General features: G+C 72.0%; 14 protein-coding genes. 4 read left to right on the forward strand and 10 right to left on the reverse strand.

Annotation, left to right across the window (positions count from 1 at the left end; genetic code table 11):
- Positions 1-103: 103 nt before the first annotated feature.
- A complete protein-coding gene (locus tag AC4IHM_RS07910; RefSeq protein ID WP_490866376.1) occupies positions 104-637 on the forward strand; it encodes a TerD family protein in 534 nt (177 codons plus the stop codon).
- A 78-nt stretch (positions 638-715) separates the two neighbouring features.
- Here AC4IHM_RS07910 and AC4IHM_RS07915 read toward each other — a convergent pair whose 3' ends face one another.
- A complete protein-coding gene (locus AC4IHM_RS07915; RefSeq protein ID WP_490866377.1) occupies positions 716-3,610 on the reverse strand; it encodes a vitamin B12-dependent ribonucleotide reductase in 2,895 nt (964 codons plus the stop codon).
- Between the two features lie 167 nt (positions 3,611-3,777).
- Positions 3,778-4,329 (reverse strand): transcriptional regulator NrdR, encoded by a 552-nt coding sequence (gene nrdR, locus AC4IHM_RS07920; protein WP_490866378.1) that lies wholly within the window; start codon positions 4,327-4,329, stop codon positions 3,778-3,780.
- Between the two features lie 575 nt (positions 4,330-4,904).
- Here nrdR and lexA point away from each other — a divergent pair.
- Positions 4,905-5,684 carry a transcriptional repressor LexA gene (lexA, locus tag AC4IHM_RS07925; RefSeq protein ID WP_490866379.1) on the forward strand — a complete coding sequence of 260 codons (780 nt, stop codon included), beginning with the start codon at positions 4,905-4,907 and terminating at the stop codon, positions 5,682-5,684.
- A gap of 172 nt (positions 5,685-5,856) precedes the next feature.
- Here lexA and AC4IHM_RS07930 read toward each other — a convergent pair whose 3' ends face one another.
- From AC4IHM_RS07930 to AC4IHM_RS07945, 4 genes are all read right to left on the reverse strand, one after another.
- Positions 5,857-7,833: an ATP-dependent DNA helicase gene (locus AC4IHM_RS07930; protein WP_490866380.1), complete on the reverse strand. Its 1,977-nt coding sequence runs from the start codon at positions 7,831-7,833 to the stop codon at positions 5,857-5,859.
- A 161-nt stretch (positions 7,834-7,994) separates the two neighbouring features.
- Positions 7,995-8,690, reverse strand: coding sequence for a GNAT family N-acetyltransferase (locus tag AC4IHM_RS07935; protein WP_490866381.1), 696 nt, complete (start codon positions 8,688-8,690; stop codon positions 7,995-7,997).
- Positions 8,691-8,742: 52 nt separating this feature from the next.
- Entirely contained in the window at positions 8,743-10,632 is a 1,890-nt protein-coding gene (locus AC4IHM_RS07940) for an IucA/IucC family protein (RefSeq protein WP_490866382.1), read from the reverse strand.
- 426 nt (positions 10,633-11,058) lie between these two features.
- The gene (locus tag AC4IHM_RS07945; RefSeq protein WP_490866383.1) at positions 11,059-12,414 is read right to left on the reverse strand and encodes an aminotransferase class III-fold pyridoxal phosphate-dependent enzyme; all 1,356 of its coding nucleotides are present in this window, start codon (positions 12,412-12,414) and stop codon (positions 11,059-11,061) included.
- A 503-nt stretch (positions 12,415-12,917) separates the two neighbouring features.
- On the opposite strand from AC4IHM_RS07945, the gene AC4IHM_RS07950 reads away from it, so the two are divergent.
- Complete coding sequence (locus AC4IHM_RS07950; protein WP_490866384.1) at positions 12,918-14,144, forward strand: trypsin-like serine peptidase; 1,227 nt, start codon at positions 12,918-12,920, stop codon at positions 14,142-14,144.
- 114 nt (positions 14,145-14,258) lie between these two features.
- Complete coding sequence (locus AC4IHM_RS07955; RefSeq protein ID WP_490866385.1) at positions 14,259-15,476, forward strand: trypsin-like serine peptidase; 1,218 nt, start codon at positions 14,259-14,261, stop codon at positions 15,474-15,476.
- 66 nt (positions 15,477-15,542) lie between these two features.
- Here the strand turns inward: AC4IHM_RS07955 and hflX are convergent, their stop codons facing one another.
- From hflX to dapF, 4 genes are all read right to left on the reverse strand, one after another.
- Positions 15,543-17,036: a GTPase HflX gene (hflX, locus tag AC4IHM_RS07960; RefSeq protein ID WP_490866386.1), complete on the reverse strand. Its 1,494-nt coding sequence runs from the start codon at positions 17,034-17,036 to the stop codon at positions 15,543-15,545.
- 144 nt (positions 17,037-17,180) lie between these two features.
- Complete coding sequence (locus AC4IHM_RS07965) at positions 17,181-18,704, reverse strand: M1 family metallopeptidase (RefSeq protein ID WP_490866387.1); 1,524 nt, start codon at positions 18,702-18,704, stop codon at positions 17,181-17,183.
- An 83-nt stretch (positions 18,705-18,787) separates the two neighbouring features.
- Positions 18,788-20,944: a RelA/SpoT family protein gene (locus AC4IHM_RS07970; protein WP_490866388.1), complete on the reverse strand. Its 2,157-nt coding sequence runs from the start codon at positions 20,942-20,944 to the stop codon at positions 18,788-18,790.
- Between the two features lie 246 nt (positions 20,945-21,190).
- Entirely contained in the window at positions 21,191-22,060 is an 870-nt protein-coding gene (gene dapF, locus AC4IHM_RS07975) for a diaminopimelate epimerase (RefSeq protein WP_490866389.1), read from the reverse strand.
- Between the last annotated feature and the right edge of the window lie 33 nt (positions 22,061-22,093).

Genomic DNA, 22,093 nt, shown 5'->3' on the forward strand with positions numbered 1-22,093 from the left:
ACCCGCACCTGCGTCGCTGTGCGTGGCAGGATGGAGAACCGGCCGTCACCGTCCGGCACTTGAGCTGGCCGGGCAGGGCCTGGGACCTGGGAAGGGGAAGTCTGTGAACGGCCTCAACAAGGGAATCGACAAGGTCGAGGTCGCGCTGCGGTGGGACCCGAGTCCGACGGGGCAGCCACCCACCGACCTCAACGTCGTGGCCGGCACCTATCCGGCGGACGATCCGTACGGCGCTCCCTCCTACGTGGTGCACTTCGACAGCCGCTCCCCCGACGGCACCATCTATCTCAACCGGGACAGCCAGGACGGCAAGGGCTTCGGTTTCGACGAGGTCATGATCCTGGAGCTGGACCGGCTCAACGCCCGCTACGCGCGCGTGGTGGTGGGCGTAGCGATCCAGCAGCGCTCCGAGGACCGGACCTTCGCCGACGTGGCCAACCCGGGCCTGCGCATCCGGGAGGGCTACACCGACCTGGCCACGGACGACTTCAGCGGCGTTCTCGGCGCCACCGCGGCGACGGTCGCGGAGTTCGTCCGGGACGAGACGGGGGCGTGGCAGTTCAACGGCGGCGTCCACGGCTTCGAAGGCGACCCGGCCACGTTCGCCGCCACCATGGGCACGGCACGCCGGCCCTGATCTCATCGGTGCATGTGTAAGGGGTGCCCACCATTGGTGGGCACCCCTTACACATGGACGGTCAAGTCCTGCCGGGTGTCAGCTGCACCCGCTGGTCGAGCCGCAGCCCTCGCAGATGTAGCAGGAACCGGCGCGCTGCATCTTCGTGCCGCAGGAGAAGCACAGCGGGGCGTCGGCCTGGATGCCCAGTTGCATCTCCACCAGTTCGGCGCTGGTGTGCGCCTGCTGCGGGGCGGGCTTGGCGGCCTCGCCCCCGGCGTTCGGCGTGGCGACGGCCTTCAGCTCCTGGGCGAGCGGCGCCGACTGGGCCAGGCCCTCAACGTCGACATCGTCGTCGGACGGCTCGTACGAACCCGTCTCCAGGTGGCGCTGACGCTCCTCGGCGGAGTGGATGCCGAGTGCCGAGCGGGTCTCGAAGGGCAGGAAGTCCAGCGCAAGGCGGCGGAAGATGTAGTCGACGATCGACTGCGCCATCCGCACGTCCGGGTCGTCGGTCATACCGGCCGGCTCGAAGCGCATGTTGGTGAACTTCGAGACGTACGTCTCCAGCGGCACCCCGTACTGGAGGCCGACCGAGACGGCGATGGAGAAGGCGTCCATCATGCCCGCGAGGGTGGAGCCCTGCTTGGACATCTTCAGGAAGACCTCGCCGAGACCGTCGTCCGGGTAGGAGTTGGCGGTCATGTAGCCCTCGGCGCCGCCCACGGTGAAGGAGGTGGTGATGCCGGGCCGGCCCTTCGGCAGGCGCTTGCGGACCGGGCGGTACTCGACGACCTTCTCGACCGCCTCGCGGATGGTCGCCTCGGCCTTCTCCGTCACATCGGCCTTCGGCTTCTCCTTGGTCTTGGCGGAGAGGGGCTGGCCGACCTTGCAGTTGTCGCGGTAGATGGCGAGCGCCTTGACGCCCATCCTCCAGGCCTCGAAGTAGACCTCCTCAACGTCCTCGACGGTCGCCGACTCCGGCAGGTTGACCGTCTTGGACAGGGCGCCGGAGATCCACGGCTGGATCGCGGCCATCATGCGGACGTGGCCCATCGCGGAGATGGAGCGCTCGCCCATGGCGCAGTCGAAGACCTCGTAGTGCTCCTGCTTGAGGCCGGGGGCGTCGATCACATTGCCGTTCTCGGCGATGTGGGCGACGATCGCCTCGATCTGCTCCTCCTGGTAGCCCATGCGGCGCAGGGCCTGCGGGACGGTGCCGTTGACGATCTGCATCGAGCCGCCGCCGACCAGCTTCTTGAACTTGACCAGGGCGAGGTCGGGTTCGAGGCCGGTGGTGTCGCAGGACATCGCCAGACCGATGGTGCCGGTCGGGGCGATGACGGAGGCCTGGGAGTTACGGAACCCGTTCTTCTCGCCGAGGCGCAGCACGTCCTGCCAGGCCTCGGTGGCGGCGGCCCAGATCGGCGTGTCCAGGTCGTCCACGCGGACGGCCTTGGCGTTCTCGTCGGAGTGCTGCTTCATGACCCGCAGGTGCGGCTGCGCGTTGCGGGCGTAGCCGTCGTACGGGCCGACGATCGCGGCGAGTTCGGCGGAGCGCCGGTACGACGTGCCGGTCATCAGGGAGGTGATGGCGCCGGCCAGGGAGCGGCCGCCGTCGGAGTCGTACGCGTGGCCGGTCGCCATCAGCAGGGCGCCGAGGTTGGCGTAGCCGATGCCGAGCTGGCGGAAGGCGCGGGTGTTCTCGCCGATCTTCTGGGTCGGGAAGTCCGCGAAGCAGATGGAGATGTCCATCGCGGTGATGACGAGTTCGACGACCTTGGCGAAACGCTCGGAGTCGAAGGACTGGTGGCCCTTGCCGTCGTCCTTGAGGAACTTCATCAGGTTCAGCGAGGCGAGGTTGCACGACGTGTTGTCCAGGTGCATGTACTCGCTGCACGGGTTCGAGCCGTTGATACGGCCGGACTCCGGGCAGGTGTGCCACTGGTTGATGGTGTCGTCGTACTGGATGCCCGGGTCGGCGCAGGCCCAGGCGGCCTCGGCCATCCTGCGGAAGAGCGCCTTGGCGTCGACCTCCTCGATGACCTCGCCGGTCATGCGGGACGTCAGGCCGAACTTGCCGCCGTCCTGCACGGCCTTCATGAACGTGTCGTTCACACGGACCGAGTTGTTGGCGTTCTGGTACTGGACGGACGTGATGTCGTCGCCGCCCAGGTCCATGTCGAAGCCCGCGTCGCGCAGGGCGCGGATCTTCTCCTCCTCCTTGACCTTGGTCTGGATGAAGTCCTCGATGTCGGGGTGGTCAACGTCGAGGATGACCATCTTGGCGGCGCGGCGGGTGGCGCCACCGGACTTGATCGTGCCGGCGGAGGCGTCGGCGCCGCGCATGAAGGAGACCGGGCCGGAGGCGTTGCCGCCGGAGGACAGCAGTTCCTTGGAGGAGCGGATCCGGGAGAGGTTCAGGCCGGCGCCGGAGCCGCCCTTGAAGATCATGCCCTCTTCCTTGTACCAGTCGAGGATCGACTCCATGGAGTCGTCGACGGACAGGATGAAGCAGGCGGAGACCTGCTGCGGCTGGGGCGTACCCACGTTGAACCAGACAGGGCTGTTGAAGCTGAAGATCTGGTGCAGGAGGGCGTAGGCCAGCTCGTGCTCGAAGATCTCGGCGTCGGCGGGCGAGGCGAAGTACTTGTTGTCCTCACCGGCCTTCCGGTACGTCTTCACGATGCGGTCGATGAGCTGCTTGAGGCTCACCTCGCGCTGCGGGGTGCCCACGGCACCGCGGAAGTACTTGCTGGTGACGATGTTGACCGCGTTCACCGACCAGAACTCGGGGAACTCGACGCCACGCTGCTCGAAGTTGACCGAGCCGTCGCGCCAGTTGGTCATGACAACGTCACGGCGCTCCCACGCCACCTCGTCGTAGGGATGGACGCCGGGAGTGGTGTGGACGCGCTCGACGCGGAGTCCCTTGCCCGCCTTGGTGCCCTTGGCGCGGGAACTCCGTGCCGGACCGCTCGCCGTCTCTGTCATGCCGCCTCCCTGTACGGGCGAAAACGCCCTGAAGTGCCCCGATTGTTCCCGTGGCACGGTGTTCTGTCTGGTGTCGCGGGCATCACTCGCATCGCCCGCGACAGGTCTTTGTCGCTCGCCGCCGTCCGGCCGCCCCCGGGCACCCGGGCCCGGGTCCGGCGCGCCGGTCAGTCGGCGGCGCCCGCGGGCTCGGGGACCTGTGCCGCCCCCGTGGACCCACGGTCGTTCTCCCGGCCCCCCGCGGCGGCGTCGTCGCCGTCCTGGCCGGGGCGCCCCGTCGCCTCCCTGAGTTCCGCGATCGCGGCCTCGAAGTCCTCGAGCGAGTCGAACGCCCGGTAGACGGAGGCGAACCGCAGATAGGCGACGAGGTCGAGTTCCTGCAACGGGCCGAGTATGGCCAGCCCCACGTCGTGGGTGGTCAGCTCGGCGCTCCCGGTGGCCCGCACCGCCTCCTCGACCCGCTGGCCGAGCTGGGCGAGCGCGTCCTCGGTGACGGGCCGGCCCTGGCAGGCCTTGCGCACACCGTTGATGACCTTGGTGCGGCTGAACGGTTCGGTGACCCCGGACCGCTTGACCACCATGAGCGAGCACGTCTCCACGGTCGTGAAACGACGGGAGCAGTCGGGGCACTGGCGGCGCCTGCGGATCGACGTGCCGTCGTCGGTCGTACGACTGTCGACGACACGGCTGTCGGGGTGCCTGCAGAAGGGGCAGTGCATGGTCTCCGAACCCTCCTCGCAGCAGACTCAATGGCCTCGTGAGGCCCTTCAGGCCCCTCGAAGCAGCCCCCAGCATAGGCGATCACGGCGGGCTCCGAGACCCGGGGGACCACAACTTGTGGGCTGCTGCCGCAATCCAACCACTAGATGTGGGGATTGGCCCGCACATTCACGCCCTGCACGCGTGTCGCGCCGGTGCGTACCGGAATCGAACGCCGGAGCGACGGCGGCAGCGCCACGCACACCCGCGCGCGCACGGCCGTATCGCCCGGGGGCATGCGGAGATACGGTGAGCACGGCGGGGAGGGGGCGTGGGACTACCGCGGGGGATGCGGGACCCGCCCTGTCGAACGGGACGCCGGATGGCAGACTGGGGCGGCCTCCCCGAGGTTGCCACCACGGCGGTGAAGAGTACAGCAATGAGCCCTTTTGTCTGTCAGGCGCTGCGGTAGCCATACACCCAGACACACAATCCGGGCGAGTGATTCGCGGTTTTTCACTCGAACGTGTGTTTGGCGCAACCTTTCGAAAGCCACTACCGTTGTGCAGCAGGGAGACCATCGAGAGGGGCCGACGTGACCACCACCGCCGACAGTGCCACCATCACTGCCCAGGACCGCCCCCAGGGCCGACCTGAGCCGGTGCACGCGATGAACGACGCCGCGAATCCCGAGGGGCACAAGCGCTCCCTGCCGGGCCGACCTCCCGGCATCCGGGCCGACAGCTCGGGACTCACCGACCGCCAGCGCCGGGTGATCGAGGTCATCCGCGACTCGGTGCAGCGGCGTGGATACCCGCCGTCGATGCGGGAGATCGGCCAGGCCGTCGGGCTTTCCAGCACCTCCTCGGTCGCGCACCAGCTGATGGCCCTGGAGCGCAAGGGCTTCCTGCGCCGCGACCCGCACCGCCCGCGCGCCTACGAGGTGCGCGGCTCCGACCAGGCCGCCTCCGTGCAGCCCACGGACACCGCGGGCAAGCCGGCCGCGTCGTACGTCCCGCTGGTGGGACGCATCGCCGCCGGTGGTCCGATCCTCGCCGAGGAGTCCGTCGAGGACGTCTTCCCGCTGCCCCGGCAGCTGGTCGGAGACGGCGAGCTGTTCGTCCTCAAGGTCGTCGGCGACTCGATGATCGAGGCTGCCATCTGCGACGGCGACTGGGTCACGGTCCGCCGCCAGCCCGTCGCCGAGAACGGCGACATCGTGGCCGCGATGCTCGACGGCGAGGCCACCGTCAAGCGCTTCAAGCGCGAGGACGGCCATGTCTGGCTCCTCCCGCACAACTCGGCGTATGAGCCGATCCCCGGTGACGACGCGACCATCCTCGGCAAGGTGGTGGCCGTACTGCGCCGCGTCTGAGCACCACGGCGGGCGGGTACGTCGCGACAGCGGCCCGCCGACCCCGACCGGGCCCCGGGACCTCTGCGCCGGTTCCGGGGCCCTGCGCTGTCCGAGGGCGCCCTCACCACCGGTCCAGGGGCCCCTCACCACCGGTCCAGGGCCCCTTCATCACCGAGCGGCGCGTCGGCGCTCAGGCGCCTTCCGTCTCCCTCGCCTTCGCGTCGATCGCGGCGAGGGACTTGCGGACCTGGTTGCGGTCCGTGGTGCTCCAGAAATCGGGCAGTGACGCCTTCAGATAGCTCCCGTACCGGGCCGTGGCCAGCCGCTGGTCCAGTACGGCGACCACGCCGCGGTCCCCCGAGGCCCGTACGAGCCGGCCCGCGCCCTGGGCCATCAGCAGCGCGGCATGGGTGGCGGCGACCGCCATGAAGCCGTTGCCCCCGGCTTCCTCCACCGCCTTCTGGCGGGCGCTCATCAGAGGGTCGTCGGGGCGCGGGAACGGGATCTTGTCCATGACGACCAGCTGACAGCTCGGCCCGGGGACGTCGACGCCCTGCCAGAGCGACAGCGTGCCGAACAGGCAGGTCCGCGGGTCGGCGGCGAAGTTCTTGATCAGCTCGCCGAGGGTCTCCTCGCCCTGGAGGAGGATCGGGAACTCCGGGATGCGGGAGCGCAGCTCGTCGGCGGCCAGCTGGGCCGCGCGCATCGAGGAGAACAGCCCGAGCGTGCGGCCGCCCGCCGCCTGGATCAGCTCCGTCAGCTCGTCGAGCATGTCACCGCGGTCGCCGTCCCGGGCGGGACGCGCCAGGTGCTTGGCGATGTAGAGGATGCCCTGCTTGCGGTAGTCGAAGGGCGAGCCGACGTCGATGCCCTTCCACTGGGGCACGTCGTCGCCCTCGGTGCCCTCGGGGGCGAGGCCCAGGGAGGCTCCGACGCCGTTGAAGTCGCCGCCCAGCTTCAGGGTGGCGGAGGTCAGGACGACCGAGCGCTCCGTGAAGAGCTTCTCGCGCAGCAGGCCCGCGACGGACATGGGGGCGACCCGCAGCGAGGCACCGAACCGGTCGTGCCGTTCGTACCAGACGACGTCCCACTCGGAGCCGTTCGTGATGCGCTCCGCCACGTCGTGCACGGACTCCACGGAGGCCAGCGCCTGCTTGCGGACCGCGTCCTCGTCCTGCACGGACTTGTCCCGGGTGCTCCCGATGGCCGAGATGACCGTACGGCAGGCGTCGCGCAGCGCCATCAGGGCGTACCCGAGGTCCTCGGGGACCTCCTCAAGGCGGCCCGGCAGTGCCAGCTCCATGAGCCGCTCGAAGCCCTCGGCGGCCGTCTGGAGCTGGTCGGCGGCCTTCTCGTTGGCCAGCTTCGCGGCGCGGCGGACCGCCCGGTTGACCTGGCCGGGCGTCAGCTCACCGGTGGCCGCCCCGGTGACCCGCGAGACCAGCTCGTGCGCCTCGTCGACGATCAGCACCTCGTGCTGCGGCAGGACCGGGGCACCCTCGATGGCGTCGATCGCCAGCAGCGCGTGATTGGTGACGACGACCTCGGAGAGCTTGGCACGCTCCCTGGCCATCTCGGCGAAACATTCGGCGCCGTAGGCGCACTTCGAGGCACCAAGGCACTCCCGGGAGGACACCGACACCTGCGACCAGGCCCGGTCGGAGACACCGGGCGTGAGGTCGTCGCGGTCACCGGTCTCGGTCTCGTCCGCCCAGTCGCGCATCCGCAGCAGGTCCTGACCCATCCTGCTGGTGGGGGCGGCGGCCTCGAACTGGTCGAAGAGGCCTTCCTCCTCGTCCTGCGGGACGCCCTCGTGGAGTCGGTGCAGGCACAGGTAGTTCGACCTGCCCTTGAGCATCGCGAACTCCGGGCGGCGGCGCAGCTGCGGGTGGAGCGCGTCGACCGTGCGGGGCAGGTCGCGCTCGACCAGCTGGCGCTGGAGGGCCAGGGTCGCGGTGGCCACGACGACCCGCTCCCCGTGCGCCAGCGCGGGCACCAGATAACCGAGCGACTTTCCGGTGCCGGTGCCGGCCTGGACCAGCAGATGGGAGCCGCCGTCGATGGCTTCCTCGACGGCTTCGGCCATGGCCACCTGGCCGGGACGCTCCGTGCCGCCGACGGCGGTGACGGCGGCGTGCAGGAGTTCGGGGAGTGAGGGCTTCGTCATAGCGCGACCACCCTACGGCCCGGCACCGACAAACGGGCGGGCACGTCGGGTTCGTGGGACGGGAGGGCCGCGACGGGCTGCGGGGACGGCCGGGGCAAGAGGGCTCCTGGGCGGCGGGCGGGCTTGAGCGGACGATCGGTGAGCGAGGGGGCGGCGGGTGTCTAGGGCGACGGCACGCGCGGCGACCGCTCCCGGATCATGAGGGCGGCCCGCTTTTCGGGCAGTTCGACCTCGGCGGCGAAACGGAACCCCGCGCCGAGGAAGGCGGCGACGGAGGGCGTGTTGCGCACGTCGGGTTCGGCGAGCACCCGTGTGCAGGCGGGCCGTCTGGCGAGGACCAGGTCGGTGACGGCCTCGATCAGTGCGGTCCCGATGCCCTGCCCACGGTCGGTGCCGGCGCCGATCAGGAGGTGGATGCCGGTGTCGTGCGGCCGGACGGGACAGTGGCGGGCCAGCGGGTCGAGGTCGGCCCGGTAGATCTCCCAGTAGCTCATGGGCACCCCCTCCAGCACCCCGACGCACGGCACACTGCGCCCGTCGCCGTCGAGCTGTGCCCGTACGTGTGCCTCGGTCACGCTCGGCGGACCGGTCAGCTCCCAGTAGGCGGCGACGGCGGGGTCGTTCATCCAGCGGCCGATGAGCGGAACGTCCCGTCCGACGTGGACGGGCACCAGGTGGAACACGCCGGCGGGGGTGGCGACCGGGCCCCAGTCGGCGACACGGTCGAGCAGGTCGTCGGCCACCCCCCTCTCCCCCGTCCTCCGCGGGTCGCTGCCCGGCTGTCCGAAGAGGGCGCCGAACTCCTCGGGCAGGTGCAGGTCCACGGTGTCGTCGGCGCTCGCGTCGGTGGAGGCCACGGTGTCGCTCCTTCGGGAGACGGAGAGGGCCGGAGGAGACCCGGCGCCCTGCTCAGGCGTGCAGCGGGTTGGCGACGGTGACGTAGACGGACTGGGTGTCCACAGGGCCGACGAGTTCGTCCAGGCCGTGCAGCCGGGTCAGCAGGTTGGCCTTGCAGCGCAGTACGGGCGAGTCGAGGAGGAGTTCCGGCAGCGGACCGCGCAGCGGGGCGGGGCCCGAGGCGAGCCGGCCGAGGAAGCGTCGGAAGGCCGCGAGCAGCAGCCGTTCGTCGGCGAGCCGCTGGGAGCCGAAGGCACCGATGAGGCCGAACACGTTGTTGACGGCGAGGTAGTACGCGAAGCGCTCGTCGGTGACCTCGTCGGCGACGAACGTGTCGCTGTGCTCGCCGATGCCGGGCAGCCGGGCGTCGAGTTCCGCACGCCGGGACTCGCGGAAGTAGTAGCCCTGGTTGTCGCGGTAGCGGCCGCCGGCGGGCCAGCCGTCGGCGTCCAGCAGGACGAGCGTGTTCTGCTGGTGCGCCTCCAGGGCGATCCCCGCGTGGGCGTCCAGCCACAGGACGGGACGTACGACGTGGTGGAGGTAGCGCAGGAACCACTCGGCGGCGACGGCCGCGCGCGGGCGGCCGGTCCGCCCGGCGAGCCGTGTGACGACCTCGGCCAACCGCGAGCGCGGGCCGTCCGCCCGCCGGAGCGGCTGCGGCGCGACCAGGCCGGCCACGCAGGAGACGTCGTCCGAGGGCCGGAAGGGATTGTGCCGGATGACGACGTCGAGGCCGCGCACGGGCCCGCCGTCCGGTCCGTCGACGGCGAGCCAGGCGGGGTCGCGGACGATGTCGAAGCCCGGGTGGGCGGCCCGCCACTGACGGGACAGTCCGGTGCGCAGCAGACGGTGGACCTCGACTCCGCGGTGGAGTTCCTTGCGGAGGTTCTCCCGCCGGGAGTTGGTGATGTGCAGGGCGAGCGAGAGCTTGAGCATGGCGGGGGCGCCGGTGCGGTGGACGGTCCGCAAGGAGGATGTGGGATGCCAGGGGGCGCCCTGCGGACCGAGGTCCCTGAGCAGTCCGGCGTCCAGCAGCGCGGCGGTCTCCGGCCGGTGCGACACGGCGCGGAACTGCCAGGGGTGCAGGGGCACAACCGCGTACCCGTCCGGCGGCGCGGGCCCGTCCCCGGCGAGGCGCGCGGTGAGCCGGGGTGCGGTGACCGGTCGGCCCCGTTCGGTCCAGGCCGAGTCGGTGGCGAGTACGGACGGGGCCACGGCCACCCAGTGCAGCGGGAAGGAGCCGCGCAGTTCGGGCGAGTACAGCCGCGCCTCCGCCTCCGTGAGGCCCTCGCGGCTCTTCGGGGCGGGATGCAGCGGGTGCCCGAGGAGGAGCGCCTGCTCGGCGGCGAGGAAGAGGTCGGGAGCGGCAGCGGGTTGTTCCTCGCGGTCGCGGAGGAATACGGCGGTACGACGGACGGAGTCGGCGACGCGCGCGACGAGGTCGGGTCCGTCGGTTCCCGGGGCGCCGGGCGTCTCCCGCACGAGCAGCGCGGCGAGCGTGACCGCGTCCACGGGCGGCGCGGAGGCGGGGGCGCCGGCCGGGCGCGGGGTGCCGAAGCGGTGCCGGCCGGTCGGGGACCAGTAGTGGACGGGGACGGACAGACCCGTGCCACTGGCCGGGAGCGGCACGTGGAGGACACCGTCGTCGGGTTCGGGCACGGCCGTCTCGCGGGCCCAGCAGCGAAGCAGGTTCTCCACCCCGGCGGCCTGGGCGGCGGCGTAGGGGTCGGGCCCGTCCGCGGGCTCCACGACGGACGCCGGCTCGTGCACGGGGGCGACGGCAGATGCCGGTACGGGCACCGGAACGGAGGAGGGGGTGGCGACCGACGCCGGCACGGCTCCCGGCGTGGCGGCAGGGGCCTCCGCGGGCACGGCTTCGGGGGCGGCAGCAGGCGCCGGCACGGACGCGGACCCGGGCTCCGAGTCACCGGCAGCCGCCGATGGGGGCCGCGGCTCCGGCTCCGAGGCGCCACCAGACACCGATGCCGACCGGGGCCCAGGCACCGAGGCCACACCAGACACCGGCGCGGGCGAAAGTCCGTCCGACGGGACGGCCACAGTCCCGGACGCCCCGACGGCCTCGGGCCCGAGCGTCGATACGCCGGCGGGGTCGGTGACAGGCCCATGCGCCGGGGCGGCATCACCTGCCGACGCGGACTCGCCCCCAAACGCCAGGCCGACCGGAGAGCCGGACGCCGGAACGGCCGATGACCCAGCCACCGGAACCGCCGGAGGCCCAGGCGTCGGGACGGTGGCCGGTGTTGGTTCGGGGTGGGAGTTGGTGTGCAACGCGGGTCCCTTTCACGTGTGGTGTCCGGACGGTCGAGGTCAGCACGGCGTAGGCGAGCCGGCCGGCGGTGTGAGGGCGCCGGCCTGGCGGTCCACCGTCTCGACGGCGTCGGCGAGCCGCTCCAGTACCGCCGTCGTCTGTTCCTCGGTGACGATCAGCGGCGGCAGCAGGCGTACGACGTTCCCGCACGGACCGGCGATGTCCACGATCAACCCGCGGCGCAGGCACTCCCGTTGGACCGCGGCGGCGGTGCCGTGGGCGGACGCGTCGCGTGTGCCGTCCGGTGCCAGCAGCTCGATGCCGGCCATCAGGCCCCGCCCCCGCACCTCGCCGACGCAGGGGAACTCCTCGGCCAGGGCGCGCAGTCGGCCCAGTATCCGGCCGCCCAGCGCGGCGGCGTGCTCCGCGAGGCGGTGCTCGCGGACGTGGGCGAGGGTCGCCGCACCCGCGGCAAGGGCGAGCTGGTTTCCGCGGAAGGTGCCGGCACCTGGCTCCCCGGCGTCCAGGTCGTCGCGGTGGACCACCGCGGCCAGCGGCAGGCTGCCGCCGATCGCCTTGGAGAAAACCAGCACGTCGGGGGTGATGCCGCTGTGCTCGACCGCCCAGAAGGCACCGGTCCTGCCGACGCCCGTCTCGGTCTCGTCGGCGATCAGCGGGACGGCGCGTCCGGCCGTGACGCGGCGCATGTTCCGGACCCAGGCATCCGGTTCCGGCGGCGCCCCGCCCCCGCTCCCGACCGGTTCAAGGATCACCCCGGCGGGCGGTTCCCCTCCCGACCGGCGATCGTCGAGGACGGACTCGGCCCAGTGGGCGGCGGGTTCGGCCCCGTGCTCGCCGCCGGCGCCGAACGGGCGGTGCCGGTCCCGCGGGTACGGCAGCAGCGTGAGCCCGGTGTCGCGCACCTCGCCGGGGCCGGCGTCGGTGAAGGCGATCACGCGGGTCCGCCCGGTGGCCGCGCGGACGAGTCCGACCGCGGTGGCGAGCGGCTCCGTGCCGGTCGGTCCGCAGAACCGCACGCGCGCGTGGTCGGCGAGTCCGGGCGGCAGGGTGCGCAGCAGCTCGGTGACGAAGGCGTCCTCGACGGGCGTGGCGAGGTTCATGACCTGCAAGGGGGCGCCCGAGTCGAGGACGCTGCGGATGGCCTCCAGCACGACGGGGTGGTTGTGTCCCAGGGCCGGCGTCCCGGCGCCCGAGACGCAGTCCAGGTAACGGCGGCCGTCGGCGCCCTCGATGGTGAGCCCCCGGGCCCTGACCGGCACGACGGGAAGGGCTCGCGCATAGGTGCGGGCCCCGAGTTCGCGCGCCGGCTGGCGCTTCGGGGCGCCCTCTCGCACGGCACGCGCCCGCGCGGACGCCTCGCCCATGAGCCCGTTTCCCACGAGCCCGTTCCCCATGGGCGCGTTCGCCGCGGTCGCCCCGGCGTTCCCGGCAATGACCCCGTCCCCGACTGCACCCCCGGGCGCAAACCCTCCGTACACGGATTCCGCCACCGCTTCCCGACCTCCCGTCGTCCGGACGCGATGCGGCGTGTCGGGCCGCTCCGGCACAGGGGACCGCGCCCGGACAGCGGCCCCCCCCACCGCTAACAACCGCGGACCGCGCACCTGGTTACGGGGTTCCCGAAGATCCTTGCGGGGGCGGGAGGTTCGTCGTCCAGTCCGGCACCGCGGCGCGGTCTTCCGGCCACTCGGGCCAAGGACCGGTGCAGCGTGCCAGGTCAGGCGGCTGTATCCGAACCGTTGCCGTTCCGTCGGAACTCCCCCACAGCGAACGAATAGTGTGTGATGCCGTTCCAGGTCGCCGTCGGCTCCGTGGAAGTCCCGGAAACGAACCGGGGATCAGGGGGAGCGGCACGACCGCGGCACCACGTTCGTTCTCAGCAGGGGGAGTCAACACCATGCGATCCATACGGCCGTCGTTCACCGCGCGCGAGCACCGGCGCGGGCGGCGCGGAACCTCCTCCGTGGCCGCCGTGGCGCTCGTCTCGGCGCTCGCGCTCACCGCCACGGCGTGCGACTCCGGCGACCCCGAGGCGAGCGGCGACGCCTCGGCCTCCGCGTCCGCCGCGGACGACGGCAACGGCGCGATACGGATCCCGGACAGCATCAAGGACAAGCTCAAGGAACACGGGATCGACATCGACGACTGGAAGCACGGCGCCTGGAAGAACTGGAACAAGGACGACTGGCTGCGTGAGGCGCAGGACTACGTCAACCCGATCATCGAGGGTCTGTGGGACCCGGACCGGATGCGGGACGCCGAGGAGCCCGACCAGGCGGTCGACGACAGCGACATCTCGGGCGACCAGGGCGTGACCGACCCGGAGCCGCGGCCGGTCGAGGCGCAGGCCGTCGCGCCCAAGTACCACGACAACGCCGCCACCGCCGGCAAGCTGCTCTTCGACTCCCCCGAGGGCACGATGGTCTGCTCGGCGACCGTCGTGGAGGACCCGGCGAACCCCGGCAAGTCCAACCTGGTGTGGACGGCGGGCCACTGCGTGCACGCCGGCAAGAAGGGCGGCTGGTACCGCAACATCGCCTTCGTGCCGTCGTACAACGACGCCGGCAGGTCGGCCGACGAACTGCAGGACCCGACCAAGGAGGAGGTCGCTCCCTACGGTGTCTGGTGGGGCGACTGGGCGCAGACCTCGGACCAGTGGATCGAGCAGGGCGGCTCGACGGGCGGTGACGGGGCGTCGTACGACTACGCCGTCATCCATGTGACGCCGGAGAAGGGCGGCGACGGCAGGTCGCTGGAGGAGACGGTCGGCTCGGCGCTTCCGGTGGACTTCACCGCGCCCGCCGTGCCGGAGGTCAAGAGCGTGAAGGCGATCGGCTACCCGGCCGCGCCGCCCTACGACGGGCAGCGGCTGTTCCAGTGCGAGGACAAGCCCGGCCGGCTGTCGATCAACGCCGCCGACCCGACGATGTACCGCATCGGCTGCACCATGACCGGCGGTTCGTCCGGCGGCGGCTGGGTCGCGACCGGCTCCGACGGCAAGCCGGCGCTGGTGTCCAACACCTCGATCGGCCCGGTGAAGGCCGGCTGGCTCGCCGGACCGCGGCTGGGCGAGGAGGCCAAGGGCGTCTTCGACGCGGTGAGCGGCAAGTTCGCCGGGCAGTGACCGTGCCCCGGACAGCACGCTGAACCAGCAGGACGGTGGGGTGGGCCGGGCGGTCTCCGGCACCCCGCCGCGTCTTCCATGACAGTCATACGTTCCGACGGGGGTCGTTCCATCATGCGTTCCGCACCCGCACCCGCACCCGCACCCGCCGCGCCCCGGCGCGGGCGACGCACCGTACTCGCCGCGACCGGCCTGGTGGCCGCCCTGACGCTCACCGCGACCGCCTGCGGCGGCTCGGAGAAGGACGAGGCCGACGCCAGGCCGGGCACCTCTCAGGCCGCCGGCACGGGCGCCGGTGAGGGCGGTGGGCTCCCGGCCGACCTCGCGGACCGGCTCAAGGAGCACGGCATCGACGTCGACCAGTGGAAGGACGGCGGCTGGAAGGACTGGGACGAGGACGAGTGGCTCAGTGAGGCCAGGGACTTCGTCAACCCGGTGATCGAGGGCCTGTGGGGGCCGGACCGGATGAAGTCCGCGAAGGAGGCCGACAAGACCGTCACGGCCAAGGACGCGACCGCCGACCGGGGCGCCACCGACCCGGCGCCGGCCCCCGTGGAGGCCGTGGCGGAGAGGACGCCGTATCACGAGAACGCCGCCCCGGTCGGCAAGGTCTTCTTCGACTCGCCCGAGGGCTCGATGGTCTGCTCCGGCACCGTCGTCAAGGACGTGAACCACCCGGGCAGGTCCAACCTGGTGTGGACGGCGGGCCACTGCGTGCACGCCGGCGGCAGCGGCGGCTGGTACCGCAACATCGCCTTCGTTCCGTCGTACAACGACCTCGGCAGGTCCGAGACGGAACTGGCCGACGCGACGACCACCGAGATGGCCCCGTACGGCACCTGGTGGGCCGACTGGGCGTCGACCTCGAACGAGTGGATCCAGGGCGGTTCGGAGAACGGCGGCGACGGGGCCGCCCACGACTACTCGGTCCTGCATGTGCAGCCGGAGCGGGGCGGCAAGTCGCTCGAGGAGACGGTGGGCGCCGCGCTGGAGGTGGACTTCTCCGCACCGTCGGCGACGGAGGTGTCCGGCATGGGCGCCTGGGGCTATCCGGCCGCGCCGCCGTACAACGGCCTGGAGATGTTCAAGTGCGTCGACCGGCCCGGCCGGCTGTCGCTGGGCCCGTCACTGCCGACGATGTACCGCATCGGCTGCACCATGACCGGCGGTTCGTCCGGCGGCGGCTGGTTCCGGGTGGTGGACGGCGAGACGAAGCTGGTCTCCAACACCTCGATCGGCCCGCTCGACAACACCTGGCTCGCCGGTCCGCAGCTGGGCCGGGAGGCCGAGGCCATGTACCAGAGGATGAGCACGGCCTACGGCGGCCGGTGACGCGCACGGTGGAGGGCCCGCCCCCTGTCTCCAGGGGGCGGGCCCTCCACCGCTGTCCTGCGGGTCTCAGCCGAGCGGCGCCGGCGTGTACGGCGTCAGCTCCGCCGCCAGCTCCTCGTGCACCCGGGCCTTGAGCAGGGTGCCCTCCGGGGTGTGCTCCTCGGAGATCACCTCGCCCTCGTCATGGGCGCGGGCGACGAGCTTGCCGCGGGTGTACGGCACGAGCGCCTCGATCTCGACCGAGGGGCGCGGCAGCTCCTCGTCGATCAGGGCGAGCAGCGCGTCGATGTTCCGGCCGGTGCGCGCCGAGACCGCGATGGAGCGCTTCTCGACCCGCAGCAGCCGCTGGAGCACCAGCGGGTCGGCCATGTCGGCCTTGTTGATCACGACGATCTCGGGTACGTCGGTGGCGCCGACATCCCTGATCACCTCGCGCACGGCGGCCAACTGCTCCTCCGGGACCGGGTGCGAACCGTCCACCACGTGCAGGATCAGGTCGGAGTCGCCGACCTCCTCCATCGTGGAGCGGAACGCCTCGACCAGGTGGTGCGGCAGATGCCGGACGAAGCCGACGGTGTCGGCCAGCGTGTACAGCCGGCCGCTCGGTGTCTCGGCGCGGCGCACGGTCGGGTCGAGGGTGGCGAACAGCGCGTTCTCCACCAGCACGCCCGCGCCCGTGAGGCGGTTGAGCAGCGAGGACTTGCCGGCGTTGGTGTAGCCCGCGATGGCGACGGAGGGCACCTTGTGGCGCTTGCGCTCCTGGCGCTTGATCTCGCGGCCGGTCTTCATCTCCGCGATCTCCCGGCGCATCTTCGCCATCTTCTCGCGGATCCGGCGCCGGTCCGTCTCGATCTTGGTCTCACCGGGACCGCGGGTGGCGAGGCCGCCGCCCTTGCCGCCGCCCATCTGCCGGGACAGCGACTGGCCCCAGCCGCGCAGTCGCGGCAGCATGTACTGCATCTGCGCGAGCGCGACCTGTGCCTTGCCCTCTCGGGACTTGGCGTGCTGGGCGAAGATGTCCAGGATCAGGGCCGTGCGGTCGATGACCTTGACCTTGACGACGTCCTCAAGGTGGATCAGCTGTCCGGGGCTCAGCTCACCGTCGCAGATGACGGTGTCCGCGCCCGTGTCGAAGACGACGTTCCGCAGCTCCTCGGCCTTGCCGGAGCCGATGTAGGTGGCGGCGTCGGGCTTGTCGCGGCGCTGGACGACGCCGTCGAGCACGAGCGCGCCCGCGGTCTCCGCGAGGGCGGCCAGCTCGGCGAGGGAGTTCTCCGCGTCCTGCACGGTGCCCGAGGTCCACACGCCGACGAGGACGACCCGCTCCAGACGGAGCTGGCGGTACTCGACCTCGGTGACATCCTCGAGTTCGGTGGACAGGCCCACGACCCGGCGCAGAGCCGCGCGGTCGGAGCGGTCGAGCTGCTCGCCGTCCCGCTGTGAGTCGGTTTCGTGGCTCCAGGCGACGTCCTCTTCCATCAGGGCATCGGCCCGAAGGCCCTCGGGGTAGGTCTGCGCGAGACGCTTGGTGTCCTGGGAGGGGGAAGAAGAGGAGGTCATTGGGTCCTTACGTGGCTGGGAAAGAGTCGCGCGGCACGGGTGACGCCGCACTGGGAACAACGCACGAGCGGCCGGGGAGATTCCCGCGGCCGTGCCGCGCCGTCCCGAAGATGGTCGCACGGCACGGGCCGTCTCGTCACCGCCTTATTTCCCGTGTGCCTTCTGGGCCGGGACGGGCGCCTGCTCGGTGGCCGCCGGGCTCCAGTCCGGGTGGCCGGGCATCGGCGGGGTCTTCTCGCCGTACAGCCAGGCCTGGAAGAAGTCGCCCAGGTCGCGGCCGGAGACCTCGGAGGCGAGCCGGACGAAGTCGGCGGTCGTCGCCGTGCCGTCCCGGTGTCGGCCGACCCATTGCGCCTCGACGCGCTCGAAGGCGGGAGCGCCGATCTCCTGGCGCAGGGCGTAGAGCACGAGGGCCGCGCCGTCGTAGACGTTGGCGCGGAAGATCCCGGTCTTGTTGCCGGGCTTGGGCGGCTTGGGGGCGGCCGGGGGTCCGCCCGCCGTGCGCCAGCGGTCGGAGGCTCCGTAGGCGGCCTTCATGCGCGCCTCCATGGGCCGGTCCGCGGTCTCCTGCGCGTACAGCGCCTCGTACCAGGTGGCGTGCCCCTCGTTGAGCCACAGGTCGGACCAGGTGCGCGGACTGACGCTGTTGCCGAACCACTGGTGGGCCAGCTCATGCACCATGATCGACTCGACGTACCACTGGGGGTAGGCGGGCTCGGTGAACAGCTCCCGCTCGAAGAGTGTGAGCGTCTGGGTCTCGAGTTCGAAGCCGGTGGTGGCGTCGGCCATGAGGAGGCCGTACGTCTCGAAGGGGTAGCGCCCGACCTTCTTCTCCATCCAGGCGATCTGGGCGGGCGTCTTCTCCAGCCACGGTTCGAGCGCCGCGCGGTGCTCGGACGGCACGACGTCCCGGACGGGCAGTCCGTGCGGGCCGGTGCGGTGCAGCACCGTGGAGCGGCCGATGGACACCTGGGCGAGTTCGGTGGCCATGGGGTGCTCGGTCCGGTAGGTCCAGGTGGTCGCTCCGCCGGTCCGCTCCACGCCCGTCGGCAGTCCGTTCGCGACGGCGGTGAGCCCGTTGGGGGCGGTGACGCGGAAGGTGAACCGCGCCTTGTCCGAGGGGTGGTCGTTGCAGGGGAACACCAGGTGGGCGACGTCGGCCTGGTTGGCCATGGCGAGGCCGTCGGCGGTGCGCACCCAGCCGCCCTGCCGGTCCTCGGGGTACACGGGGTCGCTGCTGTGCCGCACGGTGATCCGCATCCGCTCGCCCTTGTCGAGCGCCTCCTCGGGCGTGACGACGAGGTCCTCACCGGCCGTGACGAAGCCGGCCGCCTCGCCGTCGACCTCGACGGAGTCGACCGTCCCGTGGGCGAAGTCGAGGTTGATCCGGTCCAGGCCGGCCGTCGTCCGGGCGTCGATGGTGGTGACGGCCTTCAGCGGCTCGCTGTTGCTGCCGGAGTAGGTGAAGGAGAGGTCGTACGCCGTCACGTCGTAGCCGGGGTTCCCGAGGTACGGGAAGAGGCGGTCGCCGACACCGAGAGGGGCCGGCGGGGCGCTCGCCGCGACCAGGCAGACGGAGACCGCCGAGGCGAGCAGCGCCACGGCCCTGAGCCGGCGCCGGGAGCGCGCGCGGGACCGCGGAGTGGAGGTGTGAGGGGTGTGCAGCATCCCTCACGGCTATCAGCGCGCGCGTGTGCTGCGGCGACGGCGCGCGCCCGCTGCACCCGAACGGGTAGGCCCCGGCGCGCCGCTCAGGCGTTCGTCGGCTGCGGTTGTGCCCGGCTGACGTCGTACACGCCGGCCACGTCGCGCATCGCGCGCATGAGGGCGGGCAGCCGGGCCGCGTCCGGGAGCAGCACGGTGTAGGTGTGCCGCACCCGCTGCCGGTCCGGGGGCTCGACGGTCGCGGAGACGATCTCGGCGCCCTCGACGGCCATGGCCTCGGTGAGGTCGGCCAGGAGGTGCGGGCGGCCGAACGATTCGGCGAGCAGCGTGACCCGGCACTCGCTGCTCTCGCCCCAGCGCACACCGACCTCGGTACGCCCCCCGTTCTTCATCCGCGTCACCGCCGGGCATCCGGCGCGGTGCACGGTCACCACTCCCCCGCGTACGGCGAAGCCGGTGATCTCGTCGGGCGGTACGGGGGTGCAGCAGCCGGCCAGCCGCACACTCGCGCCCGGCGGGTCCACGAGGACATCGGCGGAGGCGGGGCGGGGGGCCGGCCCGTCGGTGGCCGGGCGCGGGGCGTCGGCGGCGGGGCCGCGGGCCGGGTCCTGTGCCTCGGCGGGCGCCGGGTGGGCCGCGAGCCGGCGCTGGATGGCGATCCGCGCGGCGGGCGTGTGGGCGTGCTCCAGCCACTCTCTGGAGGGCTCGGACGCGGGGTCCTGGCCCATCAGGAGCTGGACGGTGTCGCCGTCTCTCAGCACCGTGCTCATGGTCGCCAGGCGGCCGTTGACACGGGCGCCCATGCACGCGTGCGCGTCCTCGCCGTACTGGGCGTAGGCCGCGTCGACGCAGGTGGCGCCCTCGGGGAGGCCGAGGGTGCCGCCGCCGGGGCGGAAGACGGTGATCTCGCGGTCCTGGGCGAGGTCCTCGCGCAGGGTGGACCAGAAGGTGTCGGGGTCGGGGGCGCCGCGCTGCCAGTCGAGCAGCCGGGACAGCCAGCCGGGCCGGGTCGGGTCGGCGCGTTCGCCGTCGCCCGCGGCCTGCTGCTCCTCCGGCGGCGAGGCGTAGGGGTTGCCGAGCGCGACGACACCGGCCTCGGCCACCTTGTGCATCTGGTGGGTGCGGATGAGGACCTCGACGACCTGGCCGTCCCACGCGCGGGAGACCGCGGTGTGCAGCGACTGGTACAGGTTGAACTTGGGGACGGCGATGAAGTCCTTGAACTCCGAGACGACGGGCGTCATACAGGTGTGCAGTTCACCGAGGACGGCGTAACAGTCGGCGTCCTCCTGCACGAGCACCAGCAGCCGGCCGAAGTCGGCGCCGCCGAGCGGGCCGCGCTTGCGGGAGACGCGGTGCACGGAGACGAAGTGGCGGGGCCGGATGAGGATCTCGGCCGGGATGTCGGCCTCGCGCAGCACCTTGCGCACCTCGTCGGCGACCTCGGCGAGGGGGTCGTCCGCGCGGGCGGCGTTCTCGGTGACCAGCTCCCGCGTGTGCTCGTACTCCTCGGGGTGCATGACCGCGAAGACGAGGTCCTCCAGCTCGGACTTGAGCGCCTGCACGCCGAGCCGCTCGGCGAGCGGGATGAGCACGTCGCGGGTCACCTTGGCGATGCGCTCCTGTTTCTCGCGGCGCATCACGCCGAGGGTGCGCATGTTGTGGAGCCGGTCGGCGAGCTTGATCGACATCACGCGGACATCGTTGCCGGTGGCGAGGAGCATCTTGCGGAAGGTCTCGGGTTCGGCGGCGGCGCCGTAGTCGACCTTCTCCAGTTTGGTGACGCCGTCGACGAGATAGCGGACCTCGGCGCCGAACTGCTCACCGACCTGATCGAGCGTCACCTCGGTGTCCTCGACGGTGTCGTGGAGGAGGGAGGCGGTCAGCGTGGTGGTCTCCGCGCCGAGTTCGGCGAGGATCAGGGTGACGGCGAGGGGGTGGGTGATGTACGGCTCGCCGCTCTTGCGCATCTGGCCGCGGTGCGAGGACTCGGCCAGGACATAGGCGCGGCGCAGCGGGTCGAGGTCGGCGTCGGGGTGGTGGGCGCGGTGGGCCTCGACGACGTGGCCGATGGCGTCGGGCAGCCGGCCGCGGGCGGTGGTGCCGAGCAGGGCGGCACGGCCCAGGCGGCGCAGGTCGATCCGGGGCCGGGTCTTCCGGCGGGGGGTCGCCGGCGCGACGGCGCCGGGGACCGCGGGCGGCACAGGGCCTGGGCTCGCTGGATTCACGGCCTCCGCATTCATGGGCACCTCCGGCTGCGCGGACCGGCGGACGGGGTATCCCAGGGCGGACACGGCTCAGGGGATGGTGTCGGTCCCCCGTCCGGGCCGGTGCTTGATGCTATCGAGCCCATCATGTGCCGCCGACCGCCTCTCGCCGAGCGTGAAACGGATCACCCATTCGAGCGATGGTCCGAGGGTTTACGTTTTCGCACTGAGTGTCATGGACCGCGCTGTGGTTCATCGGGCCGTGGTTCATCGTGTGGTGGTTCAGCCGAGTACCCCTTCCAGCCAGGCGGAGTCGAACTCTCCGCGGGCGACGATCACCGCGGGGCCCGTCATCTCGATCTCGCCGTCGGGGCGCTCGGTGATCACCAGGGTGCCGCCGGGCACATCGACCGTGTACGTCGCCGGGGTGCCGGTGACCGCCGGGTCGGCGCCGTCCCTGCGGGCGGTGGCGACGGCCACGGCACAGGCGCCGGTGCCGCAGGAGCGGGTCTCCCCGGAGCCGCGCTCGTGGACGCGCATCGCGACGTGGCGGGGGCCGCGGTCGACCACGAACTCGACGTTCACACCGTCCGGGTAGGCGGTGGCCGGCCGGAACGGCGGCGGGGCGGTCAGGTCGCCCGCGTGGCGGAGGTCGTCGACGAAGGCGACCGCGTGCGGATTGCCCATGTCCACGTTCCGTGCGGGCCAGCTGTGCTCGCCCACGCTCACCTCAACGTCGCCCTCGGGCAGCAGCGCGCGGCCCATACGGACCGTGACATCGCCGTTCTTGGCCAGGTGCACGCTCTTCACGCCCCCGCGCGTGGCGACGGCGAGGTCGCCCTCGGTGGCGTGTCCCGCGTACTGGAGGTAGCGCGCGAAGACCCGCACGCCGTTGCCGCACATCTCCGCGACCGAGCCGTCGCCGTTGCGGTAGTCCATGAACCACTCCGCCTCGGCCGCCATGCCCCTGGCCTCGGGGTGCGCCGCGGACCGCACCACGTGCAGCAGTCCGTCGCCGCCGATCCCCGCCCGGCGGTCGCACAGGGCGGCCACGGCGGCGGGGGGCAGCGCGACGGCGTTCTCCGGGTCCGGGACGATCACGAAGTCGTTCTCGGTGCCGTGACCCTTGAGGAAGGCGATCCGCGTGCTCATTCCTCGATCGTACGGCGTGGGTACGACGGGACG

This window comes from Streptomyces sp. SL06 (genome assembly GCF_058244745.1).